General features: G+C 61.7%; 14 protein-coding genes. 4 read left to right on the forward strand and 10 right to left on the reverse strand.

The window, feature by feature from the left end:
• Positions 1 to 20 precede the first annotated feature (20 nt).
• Both DOM32_RS14705 and DOM32_RS14710 read right to left on the reverse strand, forming a co-directional pair.
• Complete coding sequence (locus DOM32_RS14705) at positions 21 to 1001, reverse strand: GntR family transcriptional regulator (RefSeq protein WP_110635750.1); 981 nt, start codon at positions 999 to 1001, stop codon at positions 21 to 23.
• Positions 1002 to 1279: 278 nt separating this feature from the next.
• Positions 1280 to 2995 (reverse strand): DEAD/DEAH box helicase, encoded by a 1716-nt coding sequence (locus DOM32_RS14710; RefSeq protein ID WP_071230318.1) that lies wholly within the window; start codon positions 2993 to 2995, stop codon positions 1280 to 1282.
• Between the two features lie 485 nt (positions 2996 to 3480).
• On the opposite strand from DOM32_RS14710, the gene DOM32_RS14715 reads away from it, so the two are divergent.
• On the forward strand, positions 3481 to 3948 hold the full coding sequence (locus DOM32_RS14715; protein WP_110635753.1) for a YaiI/YqxD family protein: 468 nt from the start codon (positions 3481 to 3483) through the stop codon (positions 3946 to 3948).
• A gap of 40 nt (positions 3949 to 3988) precedes the next feature.
• Here the strand turns inward: DOM32_RS14715 and DOM32_RS14720 are convergent, their stop codons facing one another.
• Positions 3989 to 4993, reverse strand: coding sequence for a glutathione S-transferase family protein (locus DOM32_RS14720; RefSeq protein WP_110635756.1), 1005 nt, complete (start codon positions 4991 to 4993; stop codon positions 3989 to 3991).
• Positions 4994 to 5104: 111 nt separating this feature from the next.
• On the reverse strand, positions 5105 to 6043 hold the full coding sequence (locus DOM32_RS14725) for a LysR family transcriptional regulator (RefSeq protein ID WP_110635759.1): 939 nt from the start codon (positions 6041 to 6043) through the stop codon (positions 5105 to 5107).
• A gap of 494 nt (positions 6044 to 6537) precedes the next feature.
• Between DOM32_RS14725 and DOM32_RS14730 the strand changes: the two genes are divergently transcribed.
• Positions 6538 to 8175, forward strand: coding sequence for a peptidoglycan DD-metalloendopeptidase family protein (locus tag DOM32_RS14730; RefSeq protein WP_338095133.1), 1638 nt, complete (start codon positions 6538 to 6540; stop codon positions 8173 to 8175).
• Positions 8176 to 8501: 326 nt separating this feature from the next.
• The gene (locus tag DOM32_RS14735; RefSeq protein WP_071230313.1) at positions 8502 to 9917 is read left to right on the forward strand and encodes a PhoH family protein; all 1416 of its coding nucleotides are present in this window, start codon (positions 8502 to 8504) and stop codon (positions 9915 to 9917) included.
• 79 nt (positions 9918 to 9996) lie between these two features.
• Here the strand turns inward: DOM32_RS14735 and DOM32_RS14740 are convergent, their stop codons facing one another.
• From DOM32_RS14740 to DOM32_RS14750, 3 genes are all read right to left on the reverse strand, one after another.
• Positions 9997 to 10236 (reverse strand): hypothetical protein, encoded by a 240-nt coding sequence (locus DOM32_RS14740; protein WP_071230312.1) that lies wholly within the window; start codon positions 10234 to 10236, stop codon positions 9997 to 9999.
• Positions 10237 to 10372: 136 nt separating this feature from the next.
• Positions 10373 to 11002, reverse strand: a complete 630-nt coding sequence (locus tag DOM32_RS14745; RefSeq protein ID WP_110635766.1) for a DUF938 domain-containing protein — start codon at positions 11000 to 11002, stop codon at positions 10373 to 10375.
• Positions 11003 to 11014: 12 nt separating this feature from the next.
• On the reverse strand, positions 11015 to 11680 hold the full coding sequence (locus DOM32_RS14750; protein ID WP_110635768.1) for an alpha/beta hydrolase: 666 nt from the start codon (positions 11678 to 11680) through the stop codon (positions 11015 to 11017).
• Between the two features lie 221 nt (positions 11681 to 11901).
• Between DOM32_RS14750 and DOM32_RS14755 the strand changes: the two genes are divergently transcribed.
• Positions 11902 to 13578, forward strand: coding sequence for a sulfatase-like hydrolase/transferase (locus DOM32_RS14755; protein ID WP_110635770.1), 1677 nt, complete (start codon positions 11902 to 11904; stop codon positions 13576 to 13578).
• Here the strand turns inward: DOM32_RS14755 and DOM32_RS14760 are convergent.
• The 3 genes from DOM32_RS14760 to DOM32_RS14770 form a co-directional block, all read right to left on the reverse strand.
• On the reverse strand, positions 13535 to 14536 hold the full coding sequence (locus DOM32_RS14760) for a TerC family protein (RefSeq protein ID WP_071230309.1): 1002 nt from the start codon (positions 14534 to 14536) through the stop codon (positions 13535 to 13537). The two genes, DOM32_RS14755 and DOM32_RS14760, sit on opposite strands and share 44 nt — an antisense overlap.
• A gap of 248 nt (positions 14537 to 14784) precedes the next feature.
• Entirely contained in the window at positions 14785 to 15093 is a 309-nt protein-coding gene (locus DOM32_RS14765) for a hypothetical protein (RefSeq protein WP_071230308.1), read from the reverse strand.
• Between the two features lie 204 nt (positions 15094 to 15297).
• Positions 15298 to 15888 (reverse strand): DNA-3-methyladenine glycosylase I, encoded by a 591-nt coding sequence (locus tag DOM32_RS14770; protein WP_110635773.1) that lies wholly within the window; start codon positions 15886 to 15888, stop codon positions 15298 to 15300.
• Between the last annotated feature and the right edge of the window lies 1 nt (position 15889).

Raw genomic sequence — 15889 nt, forward strand, 5'->3', positions numbered from 1 at the left:
GCCCGCTTGTGGGCTTCGGCTCAGCGCTGGCTGAGCCAGCGCAGATAACCCGGTGCCTCCAGCTCGCCGGAATGGCGGAAGTTGGCCAGGCGCTCCTGGACCAGCGACTCCGAGGCCTCGAGATGTTGATGCAATGCCGAGCCGGCCAGCGCGGGGCGGCGTGACTGCATGGCTTCGAATACCTGTCGATGCGCGTCAAAGAATGGATCGCCCGGTGGCAATTCGATCTCTCCGCCCAGCAAGTGCTTGCTGATCAGCAGGATTGGCCGCGTGCGCTGCAGCATGATCAGGATCTCGGCATTGCCGCCATGCTCCAGGGCCTCGTGATGCAGGTCGTTTTCCAACGCATCGAGCTGACTGGCCTGAACCTCGGGATATCGGGTCTGCGCCTGATCCAACCTGTCGAGATAGCGGCGGATCGCGGCGTCGGGAATCCGGTCGCAGGCGCGCGCGATCATGAACGGCTCCAGCTGTCGTCGGGCATCGTAGAGCTGATGCAGCCGTTCGTCGTCCAGCGGCACCACGTTCCAGCTGCTGTACTTGATCTTCTCGACCACTCCCAGCGACTGCAGTTGCAGCAGGATGCGATACGTCGTGGCACGGCTCACGTCCAGCGACTTGGCCAGTTGCAGCTCGTTGAGCTCGAGACGCCCTTTCATCGAGCAGAGCACGATATCGTGTTCGACCTTTTCCGCCAGGGCGCGCCAGGAGTCCGTGCGCCTGACCGAAGCCCGCCCGCCTGCCGCACGGAAGTCAGCCGCGGTCAGCGAGCGGCGCACGATCGTGTGCGGATCGCGTCCCACCAGAAACCCCCGCCCCTCGAAGCGGCTGATGGTACCCTCCTGATGTAAACGCCCCAGAGTCTGGCGCACCGGGGAGCGGCTCATGCCGAAGATTTCAGCGATGTTGCCTTCGAGCAGTACCAACCCCGGCTCCAGGTGTCCGCTCGCCATGCTGCGCAGCAGCGCATCGTATAACTGGTCCTTGAGTGTCTTGGCCATCGACTCATTTCCGCGACGTGACAGGATCGAATCGGGACATGCCACGATTCAGCGATAACGAGTATTGCATACAAAGTTCGTCACTGACTGCCCGACATAGGGACTATGGCCTCGCCTGGCTTGTTTACTTGGTTCGTTTACCTGGCTTGTTTTACCTGAAGGGCGACCGATCAGCGATGTGCGAGCGACAGGCAAAATAAAACGCCGCCCACGTTATGTGGGCGGCGTCTCGATACTACCAGGGGCTGGGCCCCGCTAACGGATCAGTCGTCGGCAGTTCAAGCGCGAGAGCGTCGAACCGGCGCATCGCCATCGCTGCGACGACGCGGTGCACGCTCGGGCGCGCCCTGATCTTCAGAGATCTCCAGCGGACGGCCGCCGACGCGGGCCCGTGACATCTTGGCCAGAATCGAGGGTGGCAGACCACTCGGCAGCTCGACCACGGAGAAGGCGTTACGGATATCGATACGACCGATGCGGCCCCCTTCGATGCCACCTTCATTGGCCAGAGCACCGACCAGTTGGCCCGGCTTGACGCCATCCTTGTGGCCTACCGAGACGCGGTAGCGAGTCATGCCTTCACGCGGCGTGCTTTCGCGGCGGCGCGGCGCGCGTTCACGACCGCTATCGCGACCGCCATCACGGCCATTGTCGCGACGCGACGGCGAGCTGGTGATACGTCCGATCGGCGCTTCACCGGCTCGCGCCAGCGTGGCCAATGCCGCCGCCAGATCGATCGGGTCATGACCTTCCTCGACCAGCTTCTCGATCAGCGCACGCTGATGATCGGCACCGGCTTCGAGCATCTCGCGCAGACGCGCACTGAAACGGTCGTCGCGGTGGGCACGAATGGCCGCTTCGTCGGGCAGCGGCATCTCGGTCATGGCCTGACCGGTCGCCTGCTCGACCCAGCGCACCTTGCGGGTTTCACGACCGCCGGCAAAGGTGATGGCGACACCGTCACGACCGGCACGGCCGGTACGACCGATGCGGTGAATATAGGCTTCGGAGTCCTGCGGGAGGTCATAGTTGACCACGTGCGTGATACGCGGCACGTCGAGACCGCGAGCCGCGACGTCGGTCGCGACCAGCACGTCGACCTTGCCACGCTTGAGACGGGTCACGGTGCGCTCACGCAGGCTCTGGTCGAGATCGCCCGAGAGACCGGCGGCATTGACGCCACGAGCGGTGAGCTGCTCCACCAGCGTGGTACAGGCAGCACGCGTACGCACGAACACGATAGCCGCGTCGACCGTTTCGACTTCGAGGATACGCGCCAGTGCTTCCAGCTTGCTGGGGCCTTCGACACGCACCACGCGCTGTTCGATGTTCTCGCCGGTGCTGACCTTGGATTCGATGGTCACCTTGACCGGATCGACCAGGTAGCGGTTGACGATACGCTCGATCTCGCTCGGCAGCGTAGCCGAGAAGAACACCCGCTGGGCATCTTTCGGCGTGTCCGATACCACACGCTTGACGTCGTCGATGAAGCCCATGCGCAGCATTTCGTCGGCTTCGTCGAGAACCAGCGCCGAAAGACCATCGAGCTTGAGACTGCCACGATCCAGGTGATCGATGATTCGACCGGGCGTTCCCACGACGACCTGCGCCCCCCGCTTCAGCGCGGTCAACTGCTCACGATAATCCTGACCGCCACAAAGGGTGGCGATTTCCAGCCCTTTCAGATTCTGGCCATACTTGGAGAAAGACACGGCGACCTGCTGCGCCAGTTCCCGCGTCGGAGCCAGCACCAGGACTTGCGGTTCACGCCGACCGAGGTCGAGCCGGCTCAGCAACGGCAGCGCGAACGCCGCAGTCTTGCCGGTGCCGGTTTGCGCCTGGCCCAGCATGTCGCGACCTTCCAGCAGCGCAGGGATCGTCTGCGTCTGGATCGGTGAAGGAGTTTCATAGCCCAGGGTTTCGAGGGCAGTCAGTACTTCCGGCAATAGCGCCAGATCGCCAAAGCTAGGCGAAACAGTAACAGTCGAGGTCATTTCACACCTTGGAGTGGCCGGTAGGCACCGGCGAAAATGTCATGGCATCGGTGGCGTGATCACCACGGAATGCCGGTCGCACCTGGCATTGCGCTTGTCGCCCCGCGGATGACGGGAGCGATAGCATATGTGGCGACCTTGATGCGCCCGGTTGCTTGAAACATCAACCGATCTAGGCGCTCCATCGTTGCATCCGGACGCGAAAAACGGCTTGGCCGCGCGTCATGTACGAGATACGTCCGGTGCTGGGCATCGATTCACAAGTCGATGGCGTCGATTACAGACATATCGGCAGGATGGTGGGGTCAACACATGCGAGGAAGCGCTACTATACCATCGGCGTAGGCGTTTCGCCACCCGAACGTAAAAATCCTACAGAAAGGGTCGCCAACGGAACCTCGAATGAAGCTCTGAGCCGAACGCCGTAGACTGAACGCCCTTTGATGTTTTCTATCTCCAACACGAACACGCCGAGCCTTCCCGCCATGCCGACACCCAAGCCCACCCTGTGGATCGATGCCGACGCCTGCCCCCGCGTCGCTCGCGACATCATCATTCGGGCCGCCGAACGCACCCGCACCCAGACCTGGATGGTCGCCAATCATGCGCTGCCGTTACCGCCCTCGGCCTGGGTCAAATCGCGAATGGTGGCCCACGGATTCGATGCCGCGGACAACGCGATCGTCGAGGCTGTCGCGACCGGCGACCTGGTCATCACCAGCGATCTGCCGCTGGCGCAGGAAGTGATCGAACGTGGCGCCGAGGTCATGACCACCCGCGGCGAAAGCCTGAATATCGACAACGTCAAGGCGCGAGTGCAGATGCGGGACTTCATGGAGACGCTGCGCGCCAGCGGCGAACATACCCAGGGGCCCAACGCCTATACCGATGGTGATCGCCGGGAGTTCGCCAACGCGCTGGATCGATGGCTGCAACGCCATGCCCGTGGCTGACACGGCCACTGCCAGCGCGTAGTAGGTCGTGAACTGGCTCTCATTCGGCGCCGCGAATTCCCTGCCCGGACAGTCGCCCGCGGTCATGCGGCGCATCCAGCGCCAGCGACGGCCCCAACGGAACGATCCGGGTCGGATTGATCGTCGGATGGCTGTAATAGTAGTGGCGCTTGATGTGGTCGAAGTCCACCGTCTCCGCGATGCCCGGCCACTGATATAGCTCGCGCAGATAATTCGACAGGTTCGGAAAGTCGGCGATGCGCTGGCGATTGCACTTGAAGTGCCCATGGTAGACCGCATCGAAGCGTACCAGCGTCGTGAACAGCCGGATATCGGCCTCGGTCAACCACTCACCCGCCAGATACCGCTGGCTCTCGAGCCGCGCTTCCAGACGGTCGAGACAGTCGAACAGCGCCACGAAATGCTTCTCGTAGACCGCCTGCTCGGTTGCGAAGCCGGTCTTGTAGACGCCGTTGTTGACGTTGTCGTAGACGTCCGCATTGACCTCGTCGATGACGTCGCGCAGGTCGTCGGGATAGAAATCCAGACGGTTGCCGGTCAGTTCATCGAATGCCAAGTTGAGCATCCGCAGGATCTCTGCCGATTCGTTGTTGACGATGCGCCGCTGTTGCCGGTCCCATAACGCAGGCACCGTCACCCGGCCGGTGTAGCGAGGGTCGGTCAAGGTATAGAGCTGGTGATGGTAGTCGACATGGTTGACCTCATCGCCGCTCGATCCCTCGTCCACCCGATAGCTCCAGCCCTGGTCGAGCATCAACGGACTGGTATGGGAGACGCCGATCTCCGCCTCCAACCCCTTGAGCTTGCGCATGATCAGCGTGCGGTGCGCCCACGGACAGGCCAGCGATACGTAGAGATGATAACGTCCTCTTTCCGCCGCAAGCCCTGGCTGCCCTTGCGGCCCCGGCTCGCCGGCAGGCGTGATCCAGTCACGCAGCTTGGCGGACTCGCGCACGAATTCGCCGCCGTGGCTCTTGGTGTCATACCACTGGTCTCGCCATTCTCCGTCGACAAGCAATCCCATGAGTCTCTCCTGTCAATGCCAGTGCGCGCCGTTCGGTGACGCGTGCCGTTAGATGCCGAATGGCTGACAGGATAGACCTCTTCGGTCAGAGATCGAGCGTAATAACTCGGCTCATTCGTTCGGCTGCATCGATGCATTCGAGTTCTGCGGCCGGGCATCCTGTGGGCAGGTAGCGACTACGCTGGCCATCAGCGCCTCGGCCAGGGCACGCGTCGCCGGGCCGGCGCCATCGATGTCACGATGCACGAGCTGCAGCGATACCCGGCGCACGCCACCTGCGCGCAACGGCAGCGCCTTCAGTCGCCCCTGGTCCAGCGCCGCGCGAATCCGCGTTTCCGGCACCCAGGCAAAGCCCAGCCCCCGCTCCAGCATGTCGATCGATGTCGATAGGTGCCCCAGCGTCCAGCGCTGCTCGGCCTTCAGCCAGCCTGCATCGAGCCGGTGACGCACTGCGGAATCGCGAATGACCAGCTGCCGGTGCCGTTCCAGATCGCGCAAATCCAGCTCGCGCTCAAGCTGATGCAAGGGATGCCGGGGATGAGCCACCGCGATGAAAGGCACGTCGACGATGGATTGCCCCAGGAAGCCCTGGGCGCTGACTCCCGAGATGACGAGGTCGGCACGCCCCTCATACAACATTTCGACAGCACCATTGAGGACGGTTTCCTGCAACTGAACGCGCACGTGCGGGAACGCGTCCGAGAACCGTGTCAACGCCTCGGCCAGGGCATCCGCCGGAAAGACCTGGTCCACGGCCAAGGTGACTTCCGCCTCGAGCCCGCCGGCGAGACGCTCGGCCACGTCTTCCAGCGAAGCAGCGTTCTCGATCAATTGCCGCGCTCGGCGCAGCAGGAGGGTTCCTGCCTCGGTAAGCACGACCTGGCGTCCCTTGGGCTCGAAAAGCGCCACCCCCAGCTGCTCCTCGATCTTGTGGATCGCGTGATTGAGCGTCGACGGGCTTCGATGAATCACTTCTGCGGCCTTGGCAAATCCACCGTTATCGGCTACCGCCGCCAGCATTTGCCACTGCAGCAACGTCACTTTCGGCACAACACTCTCCCGTTAGCCTCGAACGTTCATGCGCAGAAGAAGCGCCTGAAAGCCCAGCTTTTCTTCGATTCGGTATTCTGCCGTCAGATTAAGCGTCAGCGCCATGATCGTGACTGACCTGTGGTTACGTTGCCGAAAAATCGCTCTACTCCTGGCAATCTTCTGGATCAATAAAATCCCTACAAACCTTTTACAGATGAAGATTCGGCTGGAAAACAGCGCTTTATCACGCACCATGATGGTGCAAAACCATGCACCACTACCTTACATAAACTTACGCTCGGCACTCTCGCCCCCACACTTTCAGCTGATGCCTCAATCTCGCCAAGGCCCCGTGAGCCGCGGCCTCAGGCACTGTACTTAAATACAGACTAGGCAATTAACACCAGCTTAGGGTATGGTTCCCCGGCCTTTATTTAAATTTGTCATCCTTTTTTATCCGGGCCCCCATTTTCATGCTGCGAATATTTCATTCGCTACCCCGCACGCACAAAGTGTTATTGCTTCCGGTCGCCACCATGGTCACCGTGCTGGGTACGCAAAAAATCATGGGCGTTTTCGGCGATGCCGACGACGTACAACAGCAAACTCCACTCGCGACGACGACCATTTCTCAATCGATCGTCAATTCGGCCACCCGGAAAGAGGCGGCAGAACTCGCCTTTTCCTTCGGCGATTTAACGCAAGACATTCCCCTGGCGCAACTCAAGCCGCTGGAGGTAATGCAGGTCGATTTCATCTCCGAAGCGCAGGCTGACGAAGGCTCGACGACGCCTTCGCAGGCGCAGACAATCTCCCCCATCATCAAGCCGGCGATCGAACCCGACGTCAAACAGGTAGCAATGCAGCTGCCTGCGAAAGACGTACAAGCCGCGTCCGACGACGATGACAGCGACATCGGGGGCACGTCTTACGAAGACTGGTCGTTCGACAATACGATGGATCCCTCCGGCGATACCGAGCTGGGTGACGAGATCGCTTCCAGGGAAACCTACGTTCCGGAATGGCAGAGTTATACCATTCAAAGCGGCGACTCCTTCGCTTTGACTGCCGAAAGAACGCTGGGTCTCGCGTACAGCGACGTGATGCAGATCCTCAACACCGTACCGGATCAGAAGGTCCTGACCCGTTGGCGTGTCGGCAATAGCTTCGACTACAAGCTCGACGAGAACGGCCAGCTGTTGGCACTGCGCGTGATGAAGGATCCTCGTGAGGGTTACCTGATCCAGCGCGACGATGAATCGGCCGACTTTGCCTATTCACCGATCGAGAAAGCCGGTGAAGCCGCTCAGCGCATGTTCAGCGGCACGGTCAATGGCTCGTTCGCACTATCGGCTCAATCGACGGGGCTCTCCAACGCGGAGGTCTCCGAGCTCACCAATGTGCTGTCCAAGAAGCTCGATTTCCGTCGCGACGCACGGGCCGGCGATCGGTTCCGGGTACTGGTGGAGTCCGACATGATCGACGGGCACCCTCTGGATTCCAAGGTGCTAGCTGCGGAATACGAGGGCGAGCGCATGAATCTGACGGTGCTTCGCAACAGCGCCGACGACCATTTCTACACCCCGGATGGCAACAGCCTCGACCCGGCTTTCAACCGTTACCCTTTCCAGGGTCATTACCGCATCAGCTCCTCGTTCAACCTGCGTCGGCATCACCCGGTCACCGGGCGCATCAGCCCGCATAAAGGCACCGACTTCGCGATGCGCAGCGGCACGCCCGTCGACGCGCCGGCCGATGGTGTCGTCGAACGCGTGGTCAACCACCCCATTGCCGGTCGTTACATTACCATTCGGCACAATAACGGTTATGTGACTCGCTTCCTTCACTTGAGCAAGGCCCTGGTCAAACCCGGCGAACACGTCAAGATGGGCGAGGAGATCGCGCTCTCGGGCAGCACCGGTCGCGTTACCGGCCCTCACCTGCACTACGAGGTACTGGTCAACAATCACCAGGTCGATGCCATGCGCGTGAAACTGCCGGAATCCCAGAGCCTGCGTGGCGATGCCCTCGCCGCCTTCAAGCGCGAATCGGAAAATCTGCTGGCCAAGCTGGATCGGCGGAGTGAAAACGAACCGGCTATCGCGCAGGTGAAAGTCAAGAAAGGCGACGACGCCGACGACAACACCTGAGATTACGGGTCTCCCGTTCATCGAGCCCTGCTTCGGCAGGGCTTTTTCGTTGCTGCCGTCTGGCTCTCCCTCGCCAGCGCAGGGATAGGTGCCGGCCGCCAGGAGATCACGCGACCGGTTTTTGTTGCGGATGTGAGAAAAGGGAGTAGCGCTTTCGGCGTCGTGGGGCCATTCTGATAACGACTTCATCCGTCAGAGAGGTAAAGCCGAGACAGTCTTTACGTTCCAACGATAGTGGCACTGACGGAGTGAGTCGGGCGACATCGAGCTGTCACCGCACTCTGTCAGGGTCGAGAAGCCTTGAACTCACAGGAGTGCTTTTGCCGATGGTGCGAATCGACAAGAAAGCGAACAGGCTCTACGTACTGGACACCAATGTCCTGATCCACGACCCAACAGCCCTCTACCACTTCGAAGAGCATGACGTCGTCATCCCGATGACGGTGCTCGAGGAGCTCGACAAACACAAGAACGGCATGCGCGAGATCGCGCGCACGGCCCGACAAATCAGCCGTACCCTATCCGACCTCACCGCTCACGTTACCCCCCAGGAGATCCAGCAAGGCATCCCCATTCCTCGCGTGACCGGCGGCTCTGCCGGCCGCCTGCGTTTCCTCTGCTACCGAGACCTGGCGCCGCTGGAGACACTGGAAAACTCGCCGGACAACCGCATCCTCGCCGAAACCTGCCGGCTCCGCGATGAACGGCCGGATGCCTCAGTCATCCTGGTGACCAAGGACATCAACCTGCGAGTCAAGGCCACGGCACTCAACGTGCCGGTCGAAGACTATCTCAATGACAAGGCGTTCGATGACCTCGACGCGATGATCGAAGGCGCAAAGGTCTACGCCGACGCAGGCCGCGACGGTCGCAGTCTGTGGGAGTCGCTGGACGTCGAAGTCATGGTCGAACGCGCCGACGGTCACACCTTCTACCACCTGGAAGGCCGCATTCCAGAGGACTGGCATGTGGGAATGCTCGTTTCCGACAGCGACAACGGCGCGGAATTCGAAGCCATCGTGCGCAGCCACGGGCCCAGCAAGGCGACGCTGCAATTGCTGACCAACTACCGGCATCACGGCGGCGTCTGGGGCGTGCATGCCCACGACAGCCGTCAGAACTTCGCCCTCAACCTGTTGATGGACCCCACCATCGACTTCCTCACCCTCGCGGGTAGCGCGGGCACCGGAAAGACCTTCATGACGCTGGCGGCTGCGCTGCAGCAGACGCTGGATGGCAAGCAGTTCGAACGTATCGTCTTCACGCGGGCGCCCATTCCGATGGGAGAGGATATCGGCTTCCTGCCGGGCACCGAGGAAGAGAAGATGTCGCCGTGGATGGGCGCCTTCCACGACAACATGGACAACCTGCTACGTGACGAGCGTGAGGGCTCGTCCAGCTGGAACGATGGCGCGACCCGCCAACTGATCGGCTCGCGCGTGCAGATCCGCTCACCCACGTTCATGCGCGGACGCACGCTGAACGACACTTTCCTGATCATCGACGAGGCTCAGAACTTCACGCCCAAGCAACTCAAATCCCTGATCACGCGTGCCGGGCGCAATACCAAGATCGTCTGCCTGGGTAACGTCGGCCAGATCGATACGCCCTATCTCACGGCCAATACCTGCGGTATGGCCGCAGTGGTGGAACGCTTTCGCGACTGGCCCCATGCCGGTCACATCACCCTGAAGAGCGTCGAGCGCTCGAGGCTTGCCCTGGCGGCGGAAGAACTGCTCTAGATCCATTTCCCTTCGAACCCAGACGCAAACGCCCCGGCCAAGCCGGGGCATTTGTGTTCGACACTCACCGCATCGCGCTTCAATAGTCGTCTTCAGAAGGCTTCTTGTTGTTCATGACGTCTTCGATCAACTGCTCGGATTCGCTGCGCGGCGTCTCTGCCATGATCCGCTCGGCCTCTTCCCAGGAGCAGACCTCCGCGTTGCAGGAGGTGCAATAGACATGGTCGTCCGCGGATTTGGCCTGGGAAACCTTCATCATGTGGTTGCCACAATTGGGGCACCCCTTGGGCATACGAAACTCTTCGGAAAAATCTGACATGGCGTCACTCCTTGTCGGCCACTGAATGTCGTGTTGAAAATGTCTGTGTTGAGTGTAGTCGAGTTGCGGGTGCCTGCGGCGATATCTTCCTGACGCGCCAGGAAATCGAAGCGAGCTCAGCACCGCAGACGACGCATCAGCGCCGCCAGACGATACAAAGATTGTTGGCCGGCAATTCATGGGTCGCCTCGCACCTCAGCCCATTGTCGCCGGCCAGGGCCTCGACCGCTTCGAGATCGCGAACGCCCCACCGTAAATCTCGCGAGCGCAGGTCTGCATCGAACGCGGCGTTACTGGGCGCAGTGTGCTCGCCATGGCGCCGGAAAGGCCCGTAAACCACCAGCACGCCACCCGCCGGAAGTCGCCGGCCAGCCTCGGCAAACAGCGCTTCGCTCGCATCCCAGGGCGAAATGTGCAACAGATTGATGCAGACGATCGCGACAAGATCCGGCAGCACCGGCCACTGCTCGGTGACATCGAGACAGATCGGCGCCGCCAGATTGTCCAGCGCCTCGGCTTCGCGCCAGGCCGCGATCGATGCCAGCGCCGTCTCGCTGGGGTCCGAAGGCTGCCAGCAGAGTGGCGCCAGATGGCGGGCAAAGTGGACCGCGTGCTCGCCGTTGCCGCTGGCGATTTCCAGCACCCGCCCCGTCTGAGGCAACGCTGATCGCAACACGGCCAGGATCGGCTCCCGATTGCGCCGGGCCGAGGGGCTGGACAGGCGCCGATCGGCTCCCTCGCGCTCGAGGCTATCCATGCTGTTCATGGCGAACTCCGATCATCCCAGCGTCGCGGTCAACCAGGCCGCGATGTCCTGTGCCTGCTCCGGGCAGAGGCTATGCCCCATTTCGTAGGTCCGGTAATTGACCGGATACCCCAGCGCCTCGACCTTTTCCGCGCCTTCCCGACCCAGCGATTCCGGGACGACCGGATCGGCCGAGCCATGATGGACTTCGATGGGAAGGCGACGATTGGCCTCTGCCAGTTCGATGCTGTCGGCCGTGGCGAAGTAGGTCGACAGCGCCAGCAGGCCTGCCAGTGGCTTCGGATAGGAGAGCGCCGCCTCGTAAGCCACCGCCCCGCCCTGGGAAAAGCCGGCGATCACGATGCGACGGCTGTCGATGCCGGCGGCGATCTGTTCGTCGATCAACCCGTGGACCCGCCTGGCCGATGCCCGCAGCTGCTCGACATCGACCCGCCGCCCCAGATTCATCTCGAGAATGTCGTACCACGCCGGCATCGTCATGCCGCCATTGACGGTGACCGGCAGTTGCGGCGCGTGGGGCAGCACGAAGCGAACGGCCAGGGAATCGGGTAACCCCAGCGCCGGTATCAGCGGCTCGAAATCATGACCGTCCGCCCCCAACCCGTGAAGCAGAATGACGCAGGCATCGGCTTGTCGCCCGTTCGTCGGTTCAATGATCAGTTCTTGCGCAGATGCCATATTGGATCGTCCTCGTCGCCCCGGTTTGGATTCAAGATTCTCACTGCCCAGTTTAACGTGCCATCCAAAAGCTTGTCCGCTGCGTAGTTCGAGGAGTAGCTCGATGCGTAGTTCAATGAGTAAGTTCGATGGGTAAGTTCGATGAACTGGCCACAGCGCCTCATCCCACCCTGACGGACCGATGCTATGCTGAATCGCCGGACCCGACTCAAGGACGAGCCATGATGTCTTTTCTCGACCGGGCGCCTCGCTGGTGCCTGGTGCTGGCCCTGCTGTCGCTCAATGTCTTGCTGCTGACGCCGGAACTGCCCTGGGCCGGGTTCCCGCCACGGCACTGGATCGCACTCGAAGCACCGCTGGTCGTCGGGCTGCTGGCGCTGTTGCCGCCCACTCCCTGGCGACGCTGGATCGCCGGTCTGGTGGCCTTTGCAGCGCTGGCGATCGTGCTCGGTGCTGCCGGCGATGCTCTGACTCAGACCATGCAGGGGCGGTCGCTGAACGTCTATACCGACATCAAGCTGATCCCCATTCTGATCGAGCTGGTCGTGACCAATCTTGGCCTGCCGCTGGCAATCGCCGGCCTGCTGGTCATTGGCCTGGCTCTGCTCGCCCTTGGCCTCGTGTTGACGAAACTGCTGCAGGGCTTTCATGGCCGCAACACGTCGCGCGGGTTCGCGCTGTTGCTGATTCTGCTGGGAGGTGCGGGACTGGCCCGCATCGACGCCATGCACCGCGACGAGACGACGGGACTGACAGCCAGGATCGGCCATTCCGCAGTGAGCTTCGTGGCCTTCGAATGGCAGCGTGCACGGGAGACTCGCCAGGCAATGGCGGCATTCGGCCGCCAGCTGTACGAAGACGACTACGCCTACGCCGGGCCCGAAGGACAGCCACTGCCGGGACTGGCCGATACCGACGTCATCCTGAGCTTCATCGAATCCTACGGCGTCGCCGCCATCGAGCGCGCACCGTTCGAGGCCGAGATTCAGCCACGCCTCGGCAAGGTCGAAAGCCAGCTCGCCGACGCCGGCCTCTCGGTCGTCACCGGGCGCGTCACCGCCGCCACGCTGGGCGGGCAATCCTGGCTCAATCACGCCACCTTCACCAGCGGCCTGCCGGTCACGTCCCAGTTGCGCTTCGAGCTGATGATCAACAGCCCGCATTCGACTCTGATCGACGATTTCAAGGCCACTGGCCACGACACCATCGCCCTCATGCCGGGCATCATCCGGGATTGGCCGGAAGGCGATCTCTACGGTTACGACGACATCCACACCTCGGAAAGCATGGGCTATCGCGGGCCTGCGATGGGCTGGGCAAGCATGCCGGACCAGTTCACCTGGCAACGGGTCGAGGACTACGTCCTGTCACGCCATGACGGTCCGACCTTCACCGAGTTGGCCACGCTCTCGAGCCACGCCCCGTGGTCGCCGGTGATCGATGTGATCGATGACTGGACGTCGATCGGCGACGGCCGGGTTTTCGATCGTTGGGAAGGTGCGGGCGAGGATTACGCCACGCTGTGGCAGGACACGGCGGCAATGCGCCGAAACTACGCCCCGGCGATCGACTATGCGCTACAGGCCGTCAGCGGCTTTGCCCGCCGCTACCTGGGCCAGGACAGCAGCAGGAACCGGACGCTGCTGATGGTGCTCGGCGATCACCAGGCTGCGCCGGCGATCATTGGCGAAAACCCCGGCCGGGACGTGCCGCTGCATGTCATCAGCGACGATCCGACGTTGCTCCGAGGGTTCATCGACAACGGTTTCCGGCCCGGCATGTTCCCGCCCGGGCCGGATGCCGCGATTCCCATGGAGGGGATGCGCGGCCTGCTGCACCGGCTCTACGGCAACCTTACTCCTGATGAGACGGCGCCGACTTCAGGTTACGGCTCTTGATCAGACTGGCCACGGTGGTGATGACCAGGGTGCCGAGGATGATCGTCATCGACAGCCAGATCGGGATCTCCGGCACCAGGTGCAGCGGCTGACCACCGTTGATGAACGGCAGGCTGTTGGTGTGCATCGCCTCAATGATCAGCTTGACGCCGATGAAGGCCAGAATGAACGACAGTCCCAGGCTGAGATAGACCAGACGCGTCAACAGACCGCCGAGCAGGAAGTACAGCTGAAGCAGCCCCAGCAAGGCGAAGGCGTTGGTCGTGAAGACGATATAGGGCTCCTTGGTCAGCCCGTAGATCGCGGGAATCGAATCCAGCGCGAACAGCACGTCGGTCATTCCCAGTGCCACCACCACCATGAACAGTGGCGTCACCAGACGCTTGCCGTTCTTGACCGTCAGCAGGCGATCGCTGTCGAACTCATCGGTAGCCGGCAGACGTTTCTGAATCCAGCGCACGATGGCATTGGGTTCGTACTCCTCGTTCTCGTCATGGCCGCCCGTGCCCTCGCGCACCAGCTGGATCGCGGTGTAGAGCAGAAACAGTCCGAACAGATAGAACACCCAACTGAACTGCGCGATGGCCGCAGCGCCGACGGCGATGAAGATGCCACGCAGGACCAGCGCAATCACGATGCCTATCAGCAGCGCCTTCTGCTGGTAGGCGCGCGGCACCGCGAACTTGGCCATGATGATCAGGAAAACGAAGAGATTATCGACCGACAGGCTCTTCTCGGTGATGAAACCCGCGAAATACTCGGCGCCGTGCTGCGCGCCCCAGACCCACCACAGACCGCCACCAAAAACCGCTGCCAAGGCGATAAAGAAGACCGACCACCAGGCCGCTTCCTTGAAGGAGGGATCGTGGGGCTTACGCACATGGGCGTAGAAATCGAAGATGAATAGTGCGGCAATGCCGGCGACAGTCGCCAGCCAGACCCAGACGGGTACGTGCATAGAGAAACCTCCGGTAGACGGTGAACGTCACCGAAAGTCTCTCCCGTCACTCTGATTGCCCCTGTCCGAGTCAGGACATGGCTGACAGAGCGACCAATAGCGCCGGGGCATGTGGCCCGTGCTGACGACGCTATCGTCGGGGAGGATCGACGATCCTGCCCGTGGGATACTCCCCTTCCGTGCTGAGCGCATTGTGTCTTGAAGCCGGCAATGGCACAAGACCTGCCGACAAGTCAGACGACGGGCGGTCAATGCTGCTCGCCAGTGCTCTCCGCTGGTGGGGTTGCTTTCTCTTCCTGCCGAGTGCCCTTCATGAGTTGTTCCCGGGCGGAGGGCGAACCGGAATCGCCAGCATCGACATCATCGCTGGTCTGATCATCTTCGCTGCTCATTTCGTATTGCGACGTCGCTCCCTGATTCTGACCCTCGATCGTGTCCGCCTGCATGTCGGGATCTTGGCCCTCGGCGCTCTGGCTGTCCTTGTCATCCGACTGTGCCATGGCGCCGGTGGAGAGAAGCGCAATGGCAACAAGAGAAACGAACTGGGAAACGCGCATGATATGACTCCTTCCAGGTGTGGTCTGCCTTCCAGGGCAACGTCGCTGCCATCGGCAGCGCCGGAAAGCCCCGGCTTCCTGACACCTAGCTGGTATAGAAGCCATTACTTCGCACGGCAAACACATTGATCGGCAGGCTTTAACCTGCCGGAAAGGCCCGATGTTCACCCGCGGATATCCCTCTTTTTCGATTCAGTCACTTGGTCATGCCATCGCCTCCACAAGCTCGCGCCGATGGCACCCATCGGCGTGATCGTTGACCATGCCGACGGCCTGCATCCAGGCATAGACGATCACCGGCCCGACGAACTTGAAACCGCGCTTCTTGAGCGCCTTGGACATCTCCAGGGAAAGCGGCGTCTGGGTGGGAACGGGGCCGTCGCTTTCAAAAGAGCGCTGGATGGGCTTGCCGCCGACCATGCCCCAGAGAAATTCGGAGAAGTCTTCGCCGTTGTCGTGCATGGCGAGATAGGCACGGGCATTGCCGATGGTCGCTTCGATCTTGGCACGCGAACGAATGATGCCGGCGTTGCCCATCAGTCGCTCGACATCGTTGTCGTCGAAGCGGGCGACCCGCTCGGGGTCGAAGCCCTCGAAAGCTTCCCGGAAGGCATCGCGCTTCTTGAGAATGGTCAGCCAGGAAAGGCCGGCCTGAAAGCCGTCGAGTATCAGCTTTTCCCACAGCGCGCGGCTGTCGTACTCGGGAACGCCCCACTCCTCGTCGTGGTACTCGGCATTCAGCGGATGGGTCTGCGCCCAGGCACATCGTTCGAGATGGAGGATCGGCTCATTCATC

It is taken from the genome of Salinicola salarius, assembly GCF_003206135.1.
GTDB classification, from domain to species: domain Bacteria; phylum Pseudomonadota; class Gammaproteobacteria; order Pseudomonadales; family Halomonadaceae; genus Salinicola; species Salinicola salarius.